This is a genomic window from Pseudorhizobium endolithicum (genome assembly GCF_902153245.2).
Lineage (GTDB): Bacteria > Pseudomonadota > Alphaproteobacteria > Rhizobiales > Rhizobiaceae > Neorhizobium > Neorhizobium endolithicum.
Window position 1 is genome coordinate 249,606 of record NZ_CABFWF030000013.1, and the last position, 15,808, is coordinate 265,413.

The 15,808-nt window shown below is 65.3% G+C and carries 11 protein-coding genes, 1 pseudogene and 1 riboswitch; of the genes and pseudogenes, 5 read left to right on the forward strand and 7 right to left on the reverse strand.

Annotated elements, in window-relative coordinates; genetic code table 11:
• The first annotated feature begins 107 nt into the window (after positions 1 to 107).
• Positions 108 to 1,091 (forward strand): N-acetyl-D-Glu racemase DgcA, encoded by a 984-nt coding sequence (gene dgcA, locus RTCK_RS14340; RefSeq protein ID WP_142593299.1) that lies wholly within the window; start codon positions 108 to 110, stop codon positions 1,089 to 1,091.
• Here dgcA and RTCK_RS14345 read toward each other — a convergent pair.
• Positions 1,043 to 2,248, reverse strand: a complete 1,206-nt coding sequence (locus RTCK_RS14345; RefSeq protein ID WP_142593300.1) for an MFS transporter — start codon at positions 2,246 to 2,248, stop codon at positions 1,043 to 1,045. The two genes, dgcA and RTCK_RS14345, sit on opposite strands and share 49 nt — an antisense overlap.
• Before the next feature lie 96 nt (positions 2,249 to 2,344).
• A pseudogene (locus RTCK_RS14350) lies at positions 2,345 to 3,144 on the reverse strand (UDP-2,3-diacylglucosamine diphosphatase).
• A gap of 201 nt (positions 3,145 to 3,345) precedes the next feature.
• Between RTCK_RS14350 and RTCK_RS14355 the strand changes: the two are divergent.
• Together RTCK_RS14355 and RTCK_RS14360 are read left to right on the forward strand one after the other, a co-directional pair.
• Entirely contained in the window at positions 3,346 to 5,649 is a 2,304-nt protein-coding gene (locus RTCK_RS14355) for an NADP-dependent malic enzyme (RefSeq protein ID WP_142520556.1), read from the forward strand.
• Between the two features lie 75 nt (positions 5,650 to 5,724).
• Entirely contained in the window at positions 5,725 to 6,393 is a 669-nt protein-coding gene (locus RTCK_RS14360; RefSeq protein ID WP_142593301.1) for a hypothetical protein, read from the forward strand.
• 2 nt (positions 6,394 to 6,395) lie between these two features.
• Here RTCK_RS14360 and bluB read toward each other — a convergent pair whose 3' ends face one another.
• The 3 genes from bluB to RTCK_RS14375 form a co-directional block, all read right to left on the reverse strand.
• Positions 6,396 to 7,079, reverse strand: a complete 684-nt coding sequence (gene bluB, locus RTCK_RS14365) for a 5,6-dimethylbenzimidazole synthase (protein ID WP_142593302.1) — start codon at positions 7,077 to 7,079, stop codon at positions 6,396 to 6,398.
• A 79-nt stretch (positions 7,080 to 7,158) separates the two neighbouring features.
• Positions 7,159 to 7,345: riboswitch (cobalamin riboswitch) on the reverse strand.
• Between the two features lie 26 nt (positions 7,346 to 7,371).
• A complete protein-coding gene (locus RTCK_RS14370) occupies positions 7,372 to 8,202 on the reverse strand; it encodes a TolB family protein (RefSeq protein ID WP_142593303.1) in 831 nt (276 codons plus the stop codon).
• A gap of 3 nt (positions 8,203 to 8,205) precedes the next feature.
• Positions 8,206 to 9,885, reverse strand: coding sequence for an NAD+ synthase (locus RTCK_RS14375; protein ID WP_142593304.1), 1,680 nt, complete (start codon positions 9,883 to 9,885; stop codon positions 8,206 to 8,208).
• A 157-nt stretch (positions 9,886 to 10,042) separates the two neighbouring features.
• Here RTCK_RS14375 and RTCK_RS14380 point away from each other — a divergent pair, with 157 nt between their 5' ends.
• Complete coding sequence (locus RTCK_RS14380; RefSeq protein ID WP_142593305.1) at positions 10,043 to 11,995, forward strand: LTA synthase family protein; 1,953 nt, start codon at positions 10,043 to 10,045, stop codon at positions 11,993 to 11,995.
• Here the strand turns inward: RTCK_RS14380 and RTCK_RS14385 are convergent.
• Together RTCK_RS14385 and RTCK_RS14390 are read right to left on the reverse strand one after the other, a co-directional pair.
• Positions 11,971 to 12,375, reverse strand: coding sequence for a GFA family protein (locus RTCK_RS14385; RefSeq protein WP_142593306.1), 405 nt, complete (start codon positions 12,373 to 12,375; stop codon positions 11,971 to 11,973). The two genes, RTCK_RS14380 and RTCK_RS14385, sit on opposite strands and share 25 nt — an antisense overlap.
• Before the next feature lie 136 nt (positions 12,376 to 12,511).
• Entirely contained in the window at positions 12,512 to 14,614 is a 2,103-nt protein-coding gene (locus RTCK_RS14390) for an OmpA family protein (RefSeq protein ID WP_142593307.1), read from the reverse strand.
• A gap of 329 nt (positions 14,615 to 14,943) precedes the next feature.
• On the opposite strand from RTCK_RS14390, the gene RTCK_RS14395 reads away from it, so the two are divergent.
• Entirely contained in the window at positions 14,944 to 15,714 is a 771-nt protein-coding gene (locus tag RTCK_RS14395) for a transporter substrate-binding domain-containing protein (protein WP_142593308.1), read from the forward strand.
• The last annotated feature ends 94 nt before the right edge of the window (positions 15,715 to 15,808 follow it).

Below are 15,808 nucleotides of genomic sequence, written 5' to 3' on the forward strand. Positions count from 1 at the left end.
CTTTCGTGGTTTCGGCGCGGGAACTGCGGGCGGCGTGTTGATCGCGCAGGACAACCGGCAATATAACCTCCTCCACCGGAAATACTATGTGCGGGACGTTCAAAAGCATGCGCCGTAACCTCGAAGCAACAATAGAAACCTTCCCGATCGCCGGCCTCTTCACCATTTCGCGCGGATCGAAGACGGAAGCGGAAGTCGTGACCTGCGTGATCGAGGAAAACGGCGTCTTCGGTCGGGGCGAATGCGTCCCTTACAAACGATATGGCGAAACGGTCGCGGGGGTTGTGGCGGACATACGCTCGGCCGCAGGGGAGATCGCGCGACGAGGTGCTGGGAGGGAGGAGCTTCAGACGCTGATGAAGCCCGGCGCCGCCCGCAACGCCGTCGACTGCGCCCTTTGGGACCTCGAAGCAAAGCTTGAGGCGACCCCCGTCTTCCGGACGCTCGGCATCACCCCGGAACCGATCACGACGGCATTCACCCTGTCCCTCGGCGAGCCCGGCGCGATGGCCGCCGAAGCCGAGAAGAACGCCCATCGGCCGCTCCTCAAGGTGAAGCTCGGCACGGCGGACGACGAGTCACGCATGAGGGCGGTCACTTCGGCCGCCCCGCGATCGCGCATCATCGTCGATGCCAACGAGGGTTGGACCGAGGAGAACATCGAGGACCATCTGCGGATCGCCCGCGAGGTCGGCATTGCGCTTATCGAACAGCCGCTGCCGGCGGGGCGTGACGGGATGCTGACCCGCATCGATCGGCTCGTGCCGGTCTGCGCCGACGAGAGCGTTCACGCCACGGACGATCTCGGCGCACTCCGCAACCGCTACGACGCCGTCAACATCAAGCTCGACAAGACCGGTGGACTGACGGAAGCACTGCGCATGAAGGCGGAGGCGAAGCGCCTCGGCTTCCAGGTCATGGTCGGCTGCATGGTCGGCACTTCGCTGGCAATGGCGCCGGCCGCGCTCCTGGCGCAGGATGTCGAATATGCCGATCTCGACGGGCCGCTGCTGCTCGCCCGCGACCGGGAGCCGGCCTTGCGTTACGAAGGTTCGACGCTCTTTCCGCCGCCTTCCGAGCTCTGGGGCTGAAGTCGCGCCGCCAGCACGAGCAGTAGCAGCCCGACAAGGGCGGTCAACGCCATTGCCGGATAGCTCGCCGCGCCGTAGGCGCGGTAGAGGGCGCCGGAAAGGAATGTCGCCAGCGCCAGGAACGCGCCGTTGTAGAAGAAGTAGGTGCCCTGCATCGACGTTTCCTGCTCCTCCTGCACGGCCTCCACAAGCTTGTGCTGCACGCCGATATGCAGGAAGGTGAAGGTGAAGGCGTGCATCGACTGCAGGAGCAGGTAGCCTGCGAACCCGAGGGGCATCGGAAACAGCGTCCATCGAACCACCGCTACGGCGCAGCCGAGCCGCATCAGCGTCCAAGGGGAAAAGTGGCGGGCGATGAGCGCGGACGCGAAGAAGACGACGATCTCCACGACGACGGCGGTGCTCCAGAGGATGCCGATCTCCGTCCCGCCGAATCCCATGTCCTGCCAGTGGATCGCACCGAAGGCATAGAACATCGCATGGCTCGCCTGGGCAACCGATGCGCCGATCATCAGCATGTGCAGGTCGAGCCGCCCCAGCACACCCGGTTTCCAGCGGCCGAGGCTCGGCGAGGGCTTTCGCAGGCGGCCGATGCGTGGCGCCGCGAAGGCTGCAGCGACCGTGAGAGCGAAGGCGACGCTGGCAACCGCCGGCAGCACGCCGCCGCCCCAGAGCCCGATCAACCGGCCCATCAGCAGGCTCATCGCCACGAAGCCGATCGAGCCCCAGACCCGCAGCAAGCCGTACTGGAAGCCCCAGCGCCGCACCCCGCTGACGGCAATCGAATCGACCACCGGAACATAGGCTGCGAAGAATGCCGCCTGCAGGCTGTAGACGATCAGGACGGGCCAGAAGCCCGTCACGGCGAACAGGGCGATCGCGGTGAGGAATGAAAGGATGCCGGACCAGACCAGCACCCTCGACCGTTCATGGAGCCGGTCGGCGATGGCACCGACGACCGGCGCCGACACGATCCGCACGATCATGGGAACTGCCAGAATGATGCCGATCTCGAACTCGCTGAAGGCAAGCGAGTTCAGCCACACGGGAAAATAGGGAAGAATGATCCCGTTCACGCCGATCGGAGCCGCAAACGCGAGTGCGCAACGCAGGTGGAAGTGCCGAGGCGGCGGCTCGGGCGACGTGCCAGTGATCACGGGAGCAACAGGGAATCAGGTTCGGGAAGACGACCCTAGCATGGGTCGGGCGCCCCTCCTGTGGCAGAAAGGCAATGCCGCCGGGGAATATGCCGCTCAGGCAGCCCTCATGTCGCTGACGATCACGGCCGGAACAGGGGGCGAGGCCGGCACGGACACGAGGCCATGCCAGTGGATCATCTCCATCGTGCCGTCATGATGCTCGGCGACCGCGGTGCAGCTTTCGACCCAGTCTCCGGTGTTGATGTAGCGGATGCCGTCGATCTCCTCCATCACAGCGTGATGGATGTGGCCGCAGATCACGCCGTCGACATCGTTGCGCCGCGCCTCGTCGGCCACCACGCCCTGGAACTCGCCGATGAAGTTCACCGCCTGCTTGACTTGCAGCTTCGCCCAGGCGGAAAAGGACCAGTAGGGCATTCCCAGCCGGCGGCGGACTGCCGAAAGGCCGATGTTGATGGCGATGGCCGCGTCATAGGCCCAGTCGCCGAGATAGGCGAGAAGCCGGGCATTGCGGACGACCACGTCGAACTCGTCGCCATGCAGCACGAGGTAGCGCTTCCCGTCGCCCGCCTCGTGGATCATCCGCTCCGCTACTTCGATGCCGCCGAAATGGGTGCCGGGAAATGCGCGCAGGAACTCGTCATGGTTCCCCGGAATATAGACGATGCGGGTGCCTTTGCGCGCCTTGCGCAGCAGTTTCTGCACGACGTCGTTGCAGCCCTGCGGCCAGTGCCAGCTCCGCTTCAGCCGCCACCCGTCGACGATGCGACCAGGACGATCGTGTCCGCCTCATGGCAACGGAGGAAGTCGAGCAGGAGGTCGGTGCGGGCGGCCTTGGAGCCGAGGTGGACGTCGGAAAGGAAGATCGTGCGGAAATGCCTTGCGTTCGCCATCGCGGTTACTGTCCTTGTCATTGCGATCCTTGGCTCCCGCCTCCAGACCAGACTCGTGTTTCAGGAGCATGACACGCCGGCGCGGCCATTGAAGCCTCCTCCACGGGCTCCCGAAATTACTGCTGTTCCCCGTCGGCTATTGTTGTAAGGAAGGCCGGACCAAGCATTGAACGAAAGACGAATTCCGGAGGCGCCAGAGGCATGCAGGACAACGCGAACCCCAACGGTACGGTAAAATCCGGCGATCTGGACGAGCAGGCCCTTTTCTTCCACCGCTATCCGCGCCCCGGCAAGCTGGAGATCCACCCGACCAAGCCGCTCGGCAACCAGCGCGACCTCGCCCTCGCCTATTCTCCCGGTGTCGCCGCGCCCTGCCTCGCCATCCGCGACGACCCGAATTCAGCTGCGGACTACACTGCGCGTTCCAACCTCGTCGCCGTGATCTCCAACGGCACGGCCGTTCTCGGCCTGGGCAATATCGGCCCGCTGGCCTCCAAGCCGGTCATGGAAGGCAAGGCTGTCCTCTTCAAGAAGTTCGCCGGCATCGACGTCTTCGACATCGAGATCGACGCCAACGAGATCGACTCCATGGTGTCGACCATTTCCGCGCTGGAGCCGACCTTCGGCGGCATCAACCTCGAGGACATCAAGGCGCCGGAATGCTTCGAGGTGGAGCGGCAGCTCCGCGAGAAGATGAACATTCCGGTTTTCCACGACGACCAGCACGGCACCGCGATCATCGTCGCCGCCGCCATCCTGAACGGCCTGGAACTGGCCGGAAAGAACCTCGCCGACGTCAAGATCGTCGCCTCCGGTGCAGGTGCCGCGGCTCTGGCCTGCCTCAACCTTCTCGTCTCGCTCGGCGCCCGCAAGGAGAACATCTGGGTCCACGATATCGAGGGTCTCGTCTATCTCGGCCGTGAAGCGCTGATGGACCAGTGGAAGGCGATCTACTGCCAGGACAGCGAGAAGCGCAGCCTGCACGAGAGCATCGAAGGCGCCGACGTGTTCCTCGGTCTCTCCGCCGCCGGCGTGCTGAAGCCCGAATTGTTGGCGAAGATGGCCGACAAGCCGCTCATCATGGCGCTCGCCAATCCGACGCCGGAGATCATGCCGCAGCTCGCGCGCGAGGCACGGCCCGACGCGATGATCTGCACCGGCCGGTCCGATTTCCCGAACCAGGTCAACAACGTCATCTGCTTCCCCTATATTTTCAGGGGTGCCCTCGACTGCGGCGCACGCACCATCAACGAAGAGATGAAGATGGCGGCGGTGCGGGCCATCGCCGCCCTGGCGCGTGAGGAAGTCTCCGACGTCGCGGCCCGCGCCTATACCGGCGAAACGCCCGTCTTCGGCCCCGACTACCTCATCCCCTCGCCCTTCGACCCACGTCTCATCCTGCGCATCGCGCCGGCGGTGGCGAAGGCTGCCGCGGAAACCGGCGTGGCAGCCCGGCCCATCCAGGATTTCGACGCCTATCTCGACCAGTTGAACCGCTTCGTGTGGCGCTCCGGATTCATCATGAAGCCGATCTTCAGCGCCGCGAAAAGCGCGGAGAAGAACCGCGTCATCTTCGCCGAGGGTGAGGATGAGCGCGTGCTGCGCGCCGCCCAGGTCCTCTTGGAGGACAAGACGGCGCGGCCGATCCTGATCGGCCGTCCCGGCGTCATCGAAACGCGCCTGAAGCGCTTCGGCATCCGCATCCGTCCGAACGTCGACTTCGAGGTCGTGAACCCCGAGGACGACCCGCGATACCGGGAGTATGTCGACGACTATTTCGCGCTGGTCGGGCGCGCCGGCGTCAACCCGGAAGCGGCCCGCACCGTCGTCCGCACCAACACAACGGTGATCGGCGCCCTTGCCGTGCGCCGCGGCGAGGCGGATGCGCTCATCTGCGGCGTTGAAGGCCGCTACGACAAGCATCTGCGCGACGTCAACCAGATCATCGGCAAGCGTGCCGGCGTCCACGCCTTCTCCGGCATGAGCCTGCTGATCTCCCAGCGCGGTGCGATCTTCTTCACCGATACTTTCGTCACCTACAATCCGTCGGCTGCGGAAATCGCCGAGATGACGATCCTCGCTGCCCAGGAAATCCGCCGCTTCGGCATCACGCCGAAGGCGGCGCTGATCAGCCATTCCAACTTCGGTTCGCGCAATTCCGAGAGTGCGGCGAAGATGCGCGAGGCCCTGGCGCTCCTTCGCGAGCAGGCACCGGATCTCGAGGTGGACGGCGAAATGCAGGGCGGCTCCGCCCTCTCGGAACCCTTGCGCAAGCGCGCCATGCCCGACAGCACCCTCACCGGCGAAGCCAATCTCCTGGTCTTCCCGAACCTGGATGCCGCCAACATCTCGCTCGGCATCGTGCGGTCCATGATGGACGCGCTGCATGTCGGCCCCATCCTGCTCGGCGCAGCCATGCCCGCCCATATCCTCTCCACCTCGGTCACCTCGCGCGGCGTCGTCAACATGGCGGCGCTGGCGGTGGTCGAAGCGTCGCAGGGCTGATCCTTCTCCTGTTATGATAATCTCAACCGGCGGCGCCGATGATCGCCGGCAGAGATTGCACCGACAGGAGAGGTCATGTTCCTTCGCCTTACCGTGGTAGCTGCCGTCCTGGTTGTTCCCTTCGCGGCTAGCGCACAGACCTCGGACATCTGCCGGAGCCTTGAGCGGCGGCTGGCGATGCTGCCGCAGGTGATCGGCAGCACCGCCGAAGTGCGCCGGCATGCCGAAGCGCTCCGCTACCATGACGGCGAGATCCGCCACCTGCGCACGCAGATGCGTCGGGCCCGCTGTGGCGCAGGCAGCATCGTCACCTTCGGGCAGCGCGACGACATCTGTGGTGAGATGGCGCAGGCGCTGCGCGAACTGGAACAGGTGCGCGACAGCATTGCGGCACAGCAGTCGGCCGCGCGGCAGATCCTGCGTCCGAACGGCGAGCGCAATGCCATCCTGGCGGCCTTGGATGCGAACGGCTGCCGCACGGATACCGCCGCCGAACCGCTTCCCGCGGCACTCGAGCCTTCTCCTCCTCCTCGGGAAGAGCCGCAGGAGCGGCCCTATTCCGGCATCACGGTGCTCTCGCCAAAGGCAGGCACCGCGCCCGCCGCAGCGCCTCCTCCGCCGCCCGAGGAACGGCCCTACGACCCGTCGAGGAAGGTGCGCACCGTCGGACCCGTCTTTCTCCCCGACGAGAGCTCGATCGACCTCGCCAACCCCGCCGGAGCAGGCCCGCAGCCCCGGCAGTGATGTCAGCGGTCGCCCCAGCGGTCGCGATATACCAGTTCCTCCAGCGGCAGCCGTTGCCGCCAGCCCTTGACCGCCAGTTCCGGCTCGCGATAGAGCTGCTCTACATAGCCCAGGCACAGCCAGGCGACGATCTCGACCCGCTCCGGAATGCCGAGCAGCAGGCGGATGTCCTCCTCGCGGAAGATGCTCACCCAGCCGAGGCCGACGCCCTCCGCCCGCGCCGCAAGCCAGAGGTTTTGGATGGCGCAGACGGTGGAATAGGCGTCCGTGCGCAGATTGTGGGTGCGCCCGAGCACCACTGGTCCTGCCCGGTCAGGATCGCAGGTGACGCAGATCGAGACGGGCGCCTTGCGGATGCCCTCGAGCTTCAGGTTGCGGTAAGCTTCCTGCTTCTCTTCCGGAAACATCGCCGCCGCCTCCTCATTGGCGCGGGAGAACGCCTGCCATGCCGCCTCCCGCACGCCATCGTCCCGAACAATGATGAAGTTCCAGGGCTGCATGAACCCGACCGACGGCGCGGCATGCGCCGCCGCTAGCAGGCGCTGCAGCACCTGCTCGGGCACGGGATCGGGCAGAAACTGGTCGCGGACGTCGCGGCGGGTCTCGATGGCACGGTAGACGGCGGCGCGTTCGTCGTCGGAAAAGCCGCCGGCCGCAACCAGCGCATGGGAATAGGCATCCTGCATCGTCAACTCCCCAACAATGCTGCCGCACCCGCAGGCGTCCCGCGGGCGCGTCGGAAACCGCAGCTACCGTCCGCGCAGCCAGGTCTGTCCTGTCAGGCCGGTCTTCTGACTTGGCTTCCCTCGCCCGCCGCGGCCTTCCCGGATGCGATCCAGTGGCCGTGCATTTGCGGCGGGCGTCCACCTCACAGCGTTGGGCACGTTCCGGCTCTTCCCCGGATTCCCGATTCTCCGGCCTTGCGGCCGGCACCTGACGAAGACTGTATGACCGAGGTCGCCGCCGCAGGGCAAGAGGTCAGACGACGGGAAAATACCGGACATAGGCAAATGCGCTGCCGTCCGGCGCCCAGTTCGGCGAATTCATCGTGCCCTGCCCGCCGAAGAGCTCGAACAGGGTCTCCGCATTGCCTCCGTCGGCGTCCATCATCCGGATCCGCACCGGCAGGTCGCGCGGATGGTCGAAGACGTCCGCACCGTAAGACAGGAACACCACCCTGTCACCTCGCGGTGACGGGTGGGGAAACCAGTCGCCGTAGGCGCTCTCGGTCATCCGCTCGGCCGTTCCCCCGGCAACCGGGACCCGCCAGATCTGCATCAGCCCGGTCCGGCTGGAGTTGAAATAGATCCAGCGTCCGTCGGCAGAATAGTCGGGTCCGTCGTTGCGACCCTCGCCGAACGTCAGCCGCCTTTCGTCGCCACCCTCGACGGCGATCGTGTAGATGTCGAAAAGGTCGTTCCGTATCCCGCAATAGGCGAAGCGCCGTCCGTCTGGAGACCAGCCGTGCCAGTAGGAAGGCAGGTTCTTCGTCACCAGTCGGGGCTCGCCGCCGCCGGCCGGCAGCACATAGATGGCAGACTGGCCGAATTCCACCTTGTCCGAGATCGCGATCAGCGAGCCGTCCGGCGAAATACCGTGGTCGTTGTTGCACTGGCGCGCAAAGCTCGTCTCCACCGGCTCCGGCCGCGCATCGCCGGCGAGCGGCAGCCGGTAGAGGCGCCCGTCGCTGTTGAGCATCAGATGACGTCCGCAGGGCGACCAGTTAGGAGCCTCGAACAGCGCCTCCGTCTGCCATACAACCCTGCTCCGGCGTGTCGCGAGGTCGTAGAGCTCGACGGAACTGCGCATCGCCTACCGGTCCCGGAAGCGGTTGGTGATCGGGTAGCGGCGGTCGCGTCCGAAATTCTTTCTGGTGATCTTCACGCCCGGCGCCGATTGCCTCCGCTTGTATTCGGCGAGGTAGAGAAGATGCTCGACGCGGTGCACAGTCGCAACGTCATGACCCCGCGCGACGATATCCTCCACCGACATCTCCTGTTCCACCAGGCATTCCAGGATGTCGTCGAGCACCGGATAGGGAGGCAGCGAATCCTGGTCCGACTGGTTCGGCCGCAATTCGGCCGAGGGCGCCTTGGCGATGATATTCTTCGGGATCACCTCCCCGCTCGGCCCCAAGGCGTTGGGCGGCAGGTTCCTGTTGCGCCAGTCGGCGATCGCGTAGACCTGCATCTTGTAGAGGTCCTTGATCGGATTGAAACCGCCGTTCATGTCGCCATAGAGCGTTGCATAGCCGACCGACATCTCCGACTTGTTGCCGGTCGTCACCACCATGGCACCGAACTTGTTCGAGATTGCCATCAGGATCGTCCCGCGCGCGCGGCTCTGCAGGTTTTCTTCGGTGATGCCTTCCTCCGTGCCTTCGAAGAGTTCGGAGAGCGAGGATAGGAATCCCTCCACCGGTTCCGCGATCGGCACGATGTCGTAGCGCGTCCCGAGCGCCCTGGCGCAGTCGGCAGCGTCCTTGAGGGATTCCTCGGAGGTGTAGCGATAGGGCAGCATCACCGTGCGCACCCGTTCCTCGCCCAGCGCATCCACGGCAATCGCCGCGCAGACCGCCGAATCGATGCCGCCGGAAAGCCCCAGCACCACGGATTTGAAGCCGTTCTTGTTGACGTAGTCCCGGAACCCCAGCACGCAGGCGCAGTAGTCGGCCTCCTCCTTTTCGGGAAGGCGCGCCATCGGCCCGTTGGTGCAGCGCCAGCCGTCCTGGCCCTTTCGCCAGTCGGTCACCGCGATCGCCTTCTCGAACTGGCTCATCTGGAAGGCCAGCGCCCTGTCGGCATTGAAGCCAAAGCTCGCCCCGTCGAAGACCAGTTCGTCCTGGCCGCCGAGCTGGTTTGCATAGATCATCGGCAGGCCGGTCTCGATCACCTGCCTGAGCACCACCTGGTGGCGGACATCGACCTTGCCCCGGTAGTATGGCGAACCGTTCGGCGACAGCAGGATTTCCGCGCCGCTCTCCGCAAGCGTCTCGCAGACACCGAGATCGCCCCAGATATCCTCGCAGATCGGGATGCCGAGACGCACGCCCCGGAAGTTCACCGGCCCCGGGATCTCGCCCGCGACGAAGACCCGCTTCTCGTCGAACTCGCCGTAGTTCGGCAGGTCGACCTTGTCGCGAACAGCGACAATTTTGCCCCCGTCGAGCACGGCGACGGAGTTGTGGCGGCCGCGCTCCGCCTGCCGCGGAAAGCCCATGATCACGCCCGGACCGCCGTCCGCGGTATCGGCCGCCAATGCCTCCACAGCCCTCAGGCACGCCTTGAGGAATGCAGGTTTCAGGACCAGGTCTTCGGGCGGGTAGCCCGACATGAACAGTTCGGTGAAGAGCACCAGATCCGCCCCTTCGCGGGCGGCCTCGGCCCTCGCCTCCCGCGCCTTGGCGAGGTTCTGGACAACGTCGCCGACGGTCGGGTTGATCTGGGCGACGGCGATGCGCAACGCGCGGCTTTCGGGCTCTTCCTGGGTCATATCCACGACTTAGCGCAGGCCGGAAAACTCGGCAACGGCGCAGTCGGGCAGATCGTGCATGGGGATGATGCAACTTTGTTGGCCGGAAGGGGTTCACCTCCGGTTCATGACGGTTATGTGACGGTTTCATGACAAGGGAAATGCGTGGAGTACGACCGTGGCCGAAGCCGCCAAGAGACCGGTATCATTCGCAAAGACTCCGACCGGCGCTCCGGCACGGAATTCGTGGGCGTTTCATCATGGTGCGGTTGTCGGCCTGCTCTTCATCCTGTCCGTCGCTCTCGTCGCTGCCGTCGAAGCCTTGGCGGGCCGGGATTTGGAAGCGGTTCCGGCATTCCTGCTGTCGCTGCCCGGCTTGACGACGACGGTCGCCGTTTTCGTCGTCGCCCTTGCCCTGGACGTGGCTATGGGACGGGCGTTCCGCTCCCTGCTTCTGATCGCGCCTTTGACCCTTTTGCTCGCCTTCATATCCGGCGAAAAGCAGAAGTATCTCTCCGATCCTCTCTATCCCTCGGACCTTCTCTTCGCCCGTCAGATCAAGGAGTTGCTGCCGGTCATGGTCAGTGCGCAACCGGTGCTCGCGGCGGGCCTATGCCTGGTGACGTTGCTGGCCCTCGTGCTGCTCTGCTATTGTGCCTTCTTCGCCTGGAACCGCTTTCCGCTGCTCTCCTCGCGCGCCCGCCTCTTCCGCCTCGTCTTCTCCCTGCCCTTCCTCCTCGGCTTCACGCCGATGATGAAGTACACCGACTATTCCTGGCTGCGGGATCGGCTGTCGATCACGCCCATGATGTGGGACCAGGCGGCGAACTACAGCCACAACGGCTTCCTCATCGCCTTTGCGTTCAATGCGCCGATGTCGCACGTCACGCCGCCGGCCGGCTATGGTGCCGAAGCCATCGCCGGTCTGCCGATCGATCCCTCCGCATTTGCCGTATCGCGCAAGCCGCCGCCCGATGTCATCGTCATCATGAGTGAGTCACTATGGGATCCGACCAGGCTGCCCGGCGTCGATTTCGCGTCCGATCCCATGCCGACCATCCGCAAGAACCAGGCGGGCAATGTCTTCTCGCCCGAGTTCGGCGGAATGACCGCCAATGTCGAGTTCGAGGCGTTGACGGGCTTCTCCAACGCCTTCCTTCCCTATGGAAGCATTCCCTACCAGCAATATCTCCGCCGGCCGGTCCCGTCGCTTGCCCGCTTCTTCCGCGAGAAAGGCTACACCTCGGTCGCTCTTCATCCGTTCGAGGGCTGGTTCTGGAACCGCAACAATGTCTATCAGCATCTCGGCTTCGACACGTTCCTCTCCCAGGACCAGTTGCCTGAACTCGAGAAGCGGGGAATGTTTGCCTCCGACACAGCGCTGGTGGACCAGATCATCCGGGTGGGCGAAGATAGCGAAAGCCCGCTCTTCCTGTTCGCGGTCACCCTGCAGGGACATGGACCCTATGAGGCGAGCCGATATCCCAGGCCGCAGGTGAAGGCCGAAAGCACCCTATCCGCAGGCGCGACGCAGCAGGTGGAAACCTATGCCGAAGGCGTCCGTGAAGCCGATTCGAGCCTCGCGCGGCTGATGGACTGGGCGAAGGAGCGCCCGCGCGAAACCATTATCGTGCTCTTCGGCGATCATCTGCCGCCGCTCGGCCAAGCCTTTGTCGAAAGCGGCTACATGCAGGATGCCGTGGCGACACGCCGTGCACCGCTCGAAACCATGCTTAAGGAGCACGAGACACCGCTGATCCTCTGGTCTTCCCGGACCGGACCGCGAAAGGACCTCGGCACCATCAGCCCCGCCCTTCTTTCCCACCACATCGTGGCATCGGCGGGCTTCAACGATCCCTTCTACACGGACTTCCTGGGCAGGATAGCGGATCGCTTTACGGTCATCGACCGCTACATGCTGGTCGGGGCCGACGGCGCGTCGAGGCCCGGCTGGGCCGACGGCAGCGAGGCCACGCCTGCGCTGCTCGGCGAGTACCGGCTTCTGCAGCACGACATGATCTTCGGAGATCAGTTCGCCCGCGACCGCTTCTTCCCGGCCTTGCGGGAGGCGGAGACGTCCGGCGAGGAACCGGTGGCCGCCCTGTCTCAGGGCCCGCGGCTGCCGGGATAGCGCGGCCGCCCGTCCTCCGGCAGTTCGTAGAAGTCGGCCTTGTCGTCGCAGAAGATGTGGTAGCCCACGGCAAGCCCGCTCGGCTGGTCGAACGCGCCGGCAAGGATGGAGACATAGTCGGCGCCATCCTCCTGCCAGAACAACGCGGAGCCGCAGGTCGCACAGAAGCCGCGGCGGGCACGGTCGCTCGCGCGGTACCACCGTAGATCGTCCTGCCCCTCGACCTCCAGGTCGGCAACTTTCACATTGGTCGCCGCATCGTAGAGCCCGGTCTGGCGCCGGCAGTGCGAACAGTGGCAGGCGATGATTTCGCGTAACGGCCCGCGCGTGACGAACGACACCGTGCCGCACAGACAACGGCCCCTGTTTTCCTGCCCCATGACTATCCTCCGCTGCCGTCAGCCTAGGAATGCGGTTCCTAAGGTCAAACGCATTCCGTTGATCCTAAGCATCAACCGAAGATGCCAAAGCCGCCGGATCGCTCCGGCGGCTTTGGCATCGAGGATCGGCAGTGTTTTACTGGTTGGACGCGACCGGTTTCACCAGCGGCGTGATCCGGCGGATCGTGACGCGGCGGTTTTCCTGCTCGGCACCTTCCGTCCTGATCTTCAGGTAGCGCTCGCCATAGCCCTGGGTTGTCAGGTTCTCCGGCGGGATGCCGAAGGCCTCCGTCAGGACCACGGCCACCGATTCGGCGCGCTCGTCGGAGAGGATGAGGTTGCTCTCATCCGAGCCCACCGCGTCGGTATGGCCCTCGATCAGGAAGGTCTCAGCCGGGTTGTCCTCGAGGATCTTGTTCATGGCTTCCGCCACCTTGCGCAACGAGGTCGCCTGGTTCATCGGGATCTCGGCACTGCCCGTGGCGAACTTGATCGTATCGAGGTCGATCCTCCGCGCCTTGTCGCGGATACGGGCCGAATACTTCACCTCATCGATCGAGTAGACCCGCTCGACGCGTTCCACCGGCGGCTGATCGAGAAACTCGTAGTAATCGCGGTCAGGGTCGCTGGAGGTATCGATGATATACTCGTCGAGCGGCACCGTCAGGCGCATCGGCGGCAGCTCGCGGCCCGGATCGCGCCAGACATACTCCTCGTCCTCGTAGAGTTCGGGAGCGTAGTAGAGCACGTATTCCTCGCCATCGATGATGCGCGACCGCTGCACGACGACACCATAGCTGTTGCGGATCGTCACCACCTGCACGCCGCCCGGCCGTTCGACCACCTCGCGGTAGCGCTCGCCCGGCAGGCGCTCGTAATAGACCTCGCCGCCGTCGCGGTAGAAGCGGCGGGAATCGTCATGGCGCACGATCGTCCGGTCGTCGATGGAGATGATCACCCGCGTGTCGTCGTCATCGCGGCCACGACGATCACGGTCACGCCGGCGGTCGCCGTCCCGATACTCCCAACCTTCGATGCGGCGGAATTCCGGCCGGCCGTCGATCCGCTCGCCCTCGAAGGAGGTGGCGGCGCGAAGCTCCAACGTGCCCCGTTCCTGCAGGGGTGCCTGAGCCTCGGCGTCGGACGTGGGGGGCGCCGGCGCAGCGGCTGCGGCAGCCGGCGCTTCCGCCGGAGCTCCGGCGGCCGGAGCTTCGGTCGTGGTGGTGGTGGTCGTAGTCGTTGTTGTGGTCGTTGTTGCGGATTCCTTCTGGCTGTCCAGCACGGCAGCGCCGTTCTCGACCGGCAGCACCACGGTCTCGCCCTCCTCGGCGGAAGACGGATCCTCGGCAAGCTGCTGGGCGCGTTCCACCTGCTCGGGCGTCGTCGCTACCGCCGGCTCGGTCGGCTGGCCAGCGGCACCGGACTGCTGATCCGCAGCGCCGCCGTCCGCGGGTGCGGCTTCGCCCTCGGCGGGCACGGATTGCTCCGGCGCTTCTTCGGACTGGGCCGCGGGCGCATCGGCAGCCGGAGCCTCCGGAGCGGCGGGCGCTTCGGTGGCGTCAGGCTGTTGTTCGCCTTCGGCCGGAGCCTGCTCTTCCGCAGACGGTGTCTGCTCTTCGGCGGCCGGCGCCTCGTCCGTAGCAGGAGCCTCGTCCGTCGCGGGGGCCTCTTCTGCGGCAGGAGCCTGCTCCGTCTCCGGCTCTTCGGCCGGGGCCTCTTCGGCCGGCTGCTCTTCCTGCGCCGGTGCCGTTTCCGCGGCGGGCTCTTCGGCTTCGGGTGCGGCTTCGGCTTCAGGCGCTTCCTCCGCCTGTGTCTCGGCCGGCGCCTCGGGTTCGGGCTCGGGCGCTACTTCGGGCTCCGGCGCAGCTTCCGGTTCCGGCTCGGGTGCGGCCTCAGGCTCAGGCTCCGGTTCAGGTTCCGGCTCGGGCGCTACCTCCGCAGGTGCCTCCTGCTGTGCTTCGGGGGCCGGCTCCGGCGCCGGTTCTTCGGCCTGCGGTTCTTCGGCCGGCGGCTCTTCCGCGGGAGCCTCCTCGGCCGGAGCTTCCTCCTGCTGCTCCTGCTCTTCCTGCGGGGCGGCTCCCGGCGGCAGGATCAGCTGCTCCTGGACCTGGATGACGTCGCCCTGCACTCCGGTCTTGAGCGGCACCGTCAGCGGCACGGCGGCGGCCGGCTGCATCATCAGCGGCAGCGACACGATCGGCGCCGCGACACTGGCGAACAGTCTGGATTTGATGGACATCGATTTCTCCTCGACTAGGGATGTCGTCCCTTCTTCACGCGTCCTTATGCCGGACGTCGAGCGCAACAGCGCGGGCGCTCAACGGCGCTCCGCCCGATTGGTTCCCCCTGAGGGTGGGACTGCAGGCCTGAACCTCCGGTGAACGGCTCCGTGGCGGAAGGACCGGTCAAAGACCCTGGCGCCGGCCCCGCGACCTGCACGTAAAATGCCGTTGCATTTCGCCGTCAGCCGGTATCTAAAAAAGCATGGCCGAGCCCCCGGCTCCGGCCCATCCGGCATGGACAGGACAAGATCAACAGCCGTGCCGGCCGCCAACAGAGAGGATCAAAATGCGTATCGCTCCCCAATTTCTCGCCGCCGCCTCGATTGCGGCTCTGGCCCTTTTCGCCGGTTCCGCATCGGCGCAGGAAAAGGTCGTCATCGCCACCGAAGGCGCCTATCCCCCCTTCAACTACACCGATACCGACGGCTCCCTGAAGGGCTTCGATGTCGACATCGCCAACGCGCTCTGCGAGCAGATGAAGGCGAACTGCGAAATCGTCGCCAACGACTGGGACGGCATGATCCCGGCGCTGCAGGCCAAGAAGTTCGACGCCATCATCGCGTCAATGTCCATCACGCCTGAACGCCTCCAGCAGGTCGACTTCTCCAAGAAGTACTACAACACCGGGCCGGCGATCGCCGTGCCGAAGGATTCCGAGATCACCGACCTGGAAGGCCTCAAGGGCAAGACCCTCGGCGCTCAGACTTCAACCACCCATGCGAACTATGCCGAAAAGCACATGCCGGATTCCGAGCTCAAGCTCTATCCGACGGCAGACGAGTACAAGCTCGACGTCCAGAACGGCCGGGTCGACGCCGTGATCGACGACGTCGTCGTCCTGTCCGAATGGGTGAAGTCCGACGAGGGCGCCTGCTGCAAGATCCTGACCCCTCTCACTCCCGACGTGGAGATCAACGGCGAGGGCGCCGGGATTGCCGTGCGCAAGGGCGATCCGCTGGCCGACAAGTTCACCGCGGCGATCGCGGCCATCCGCGAGAGCGGCAAGTACAAGGAAATCAGCGACAAGTACTTTGATTTCGACGTCTACGGCGAATAAGCTGCAGATAACCCCGAGAAGATCGGTGGACGGCTTGCCCTTCCGCCGATTTTCTTTTTTAACAGAGGCACGATAACAAGCGGCGAAGCCGCAA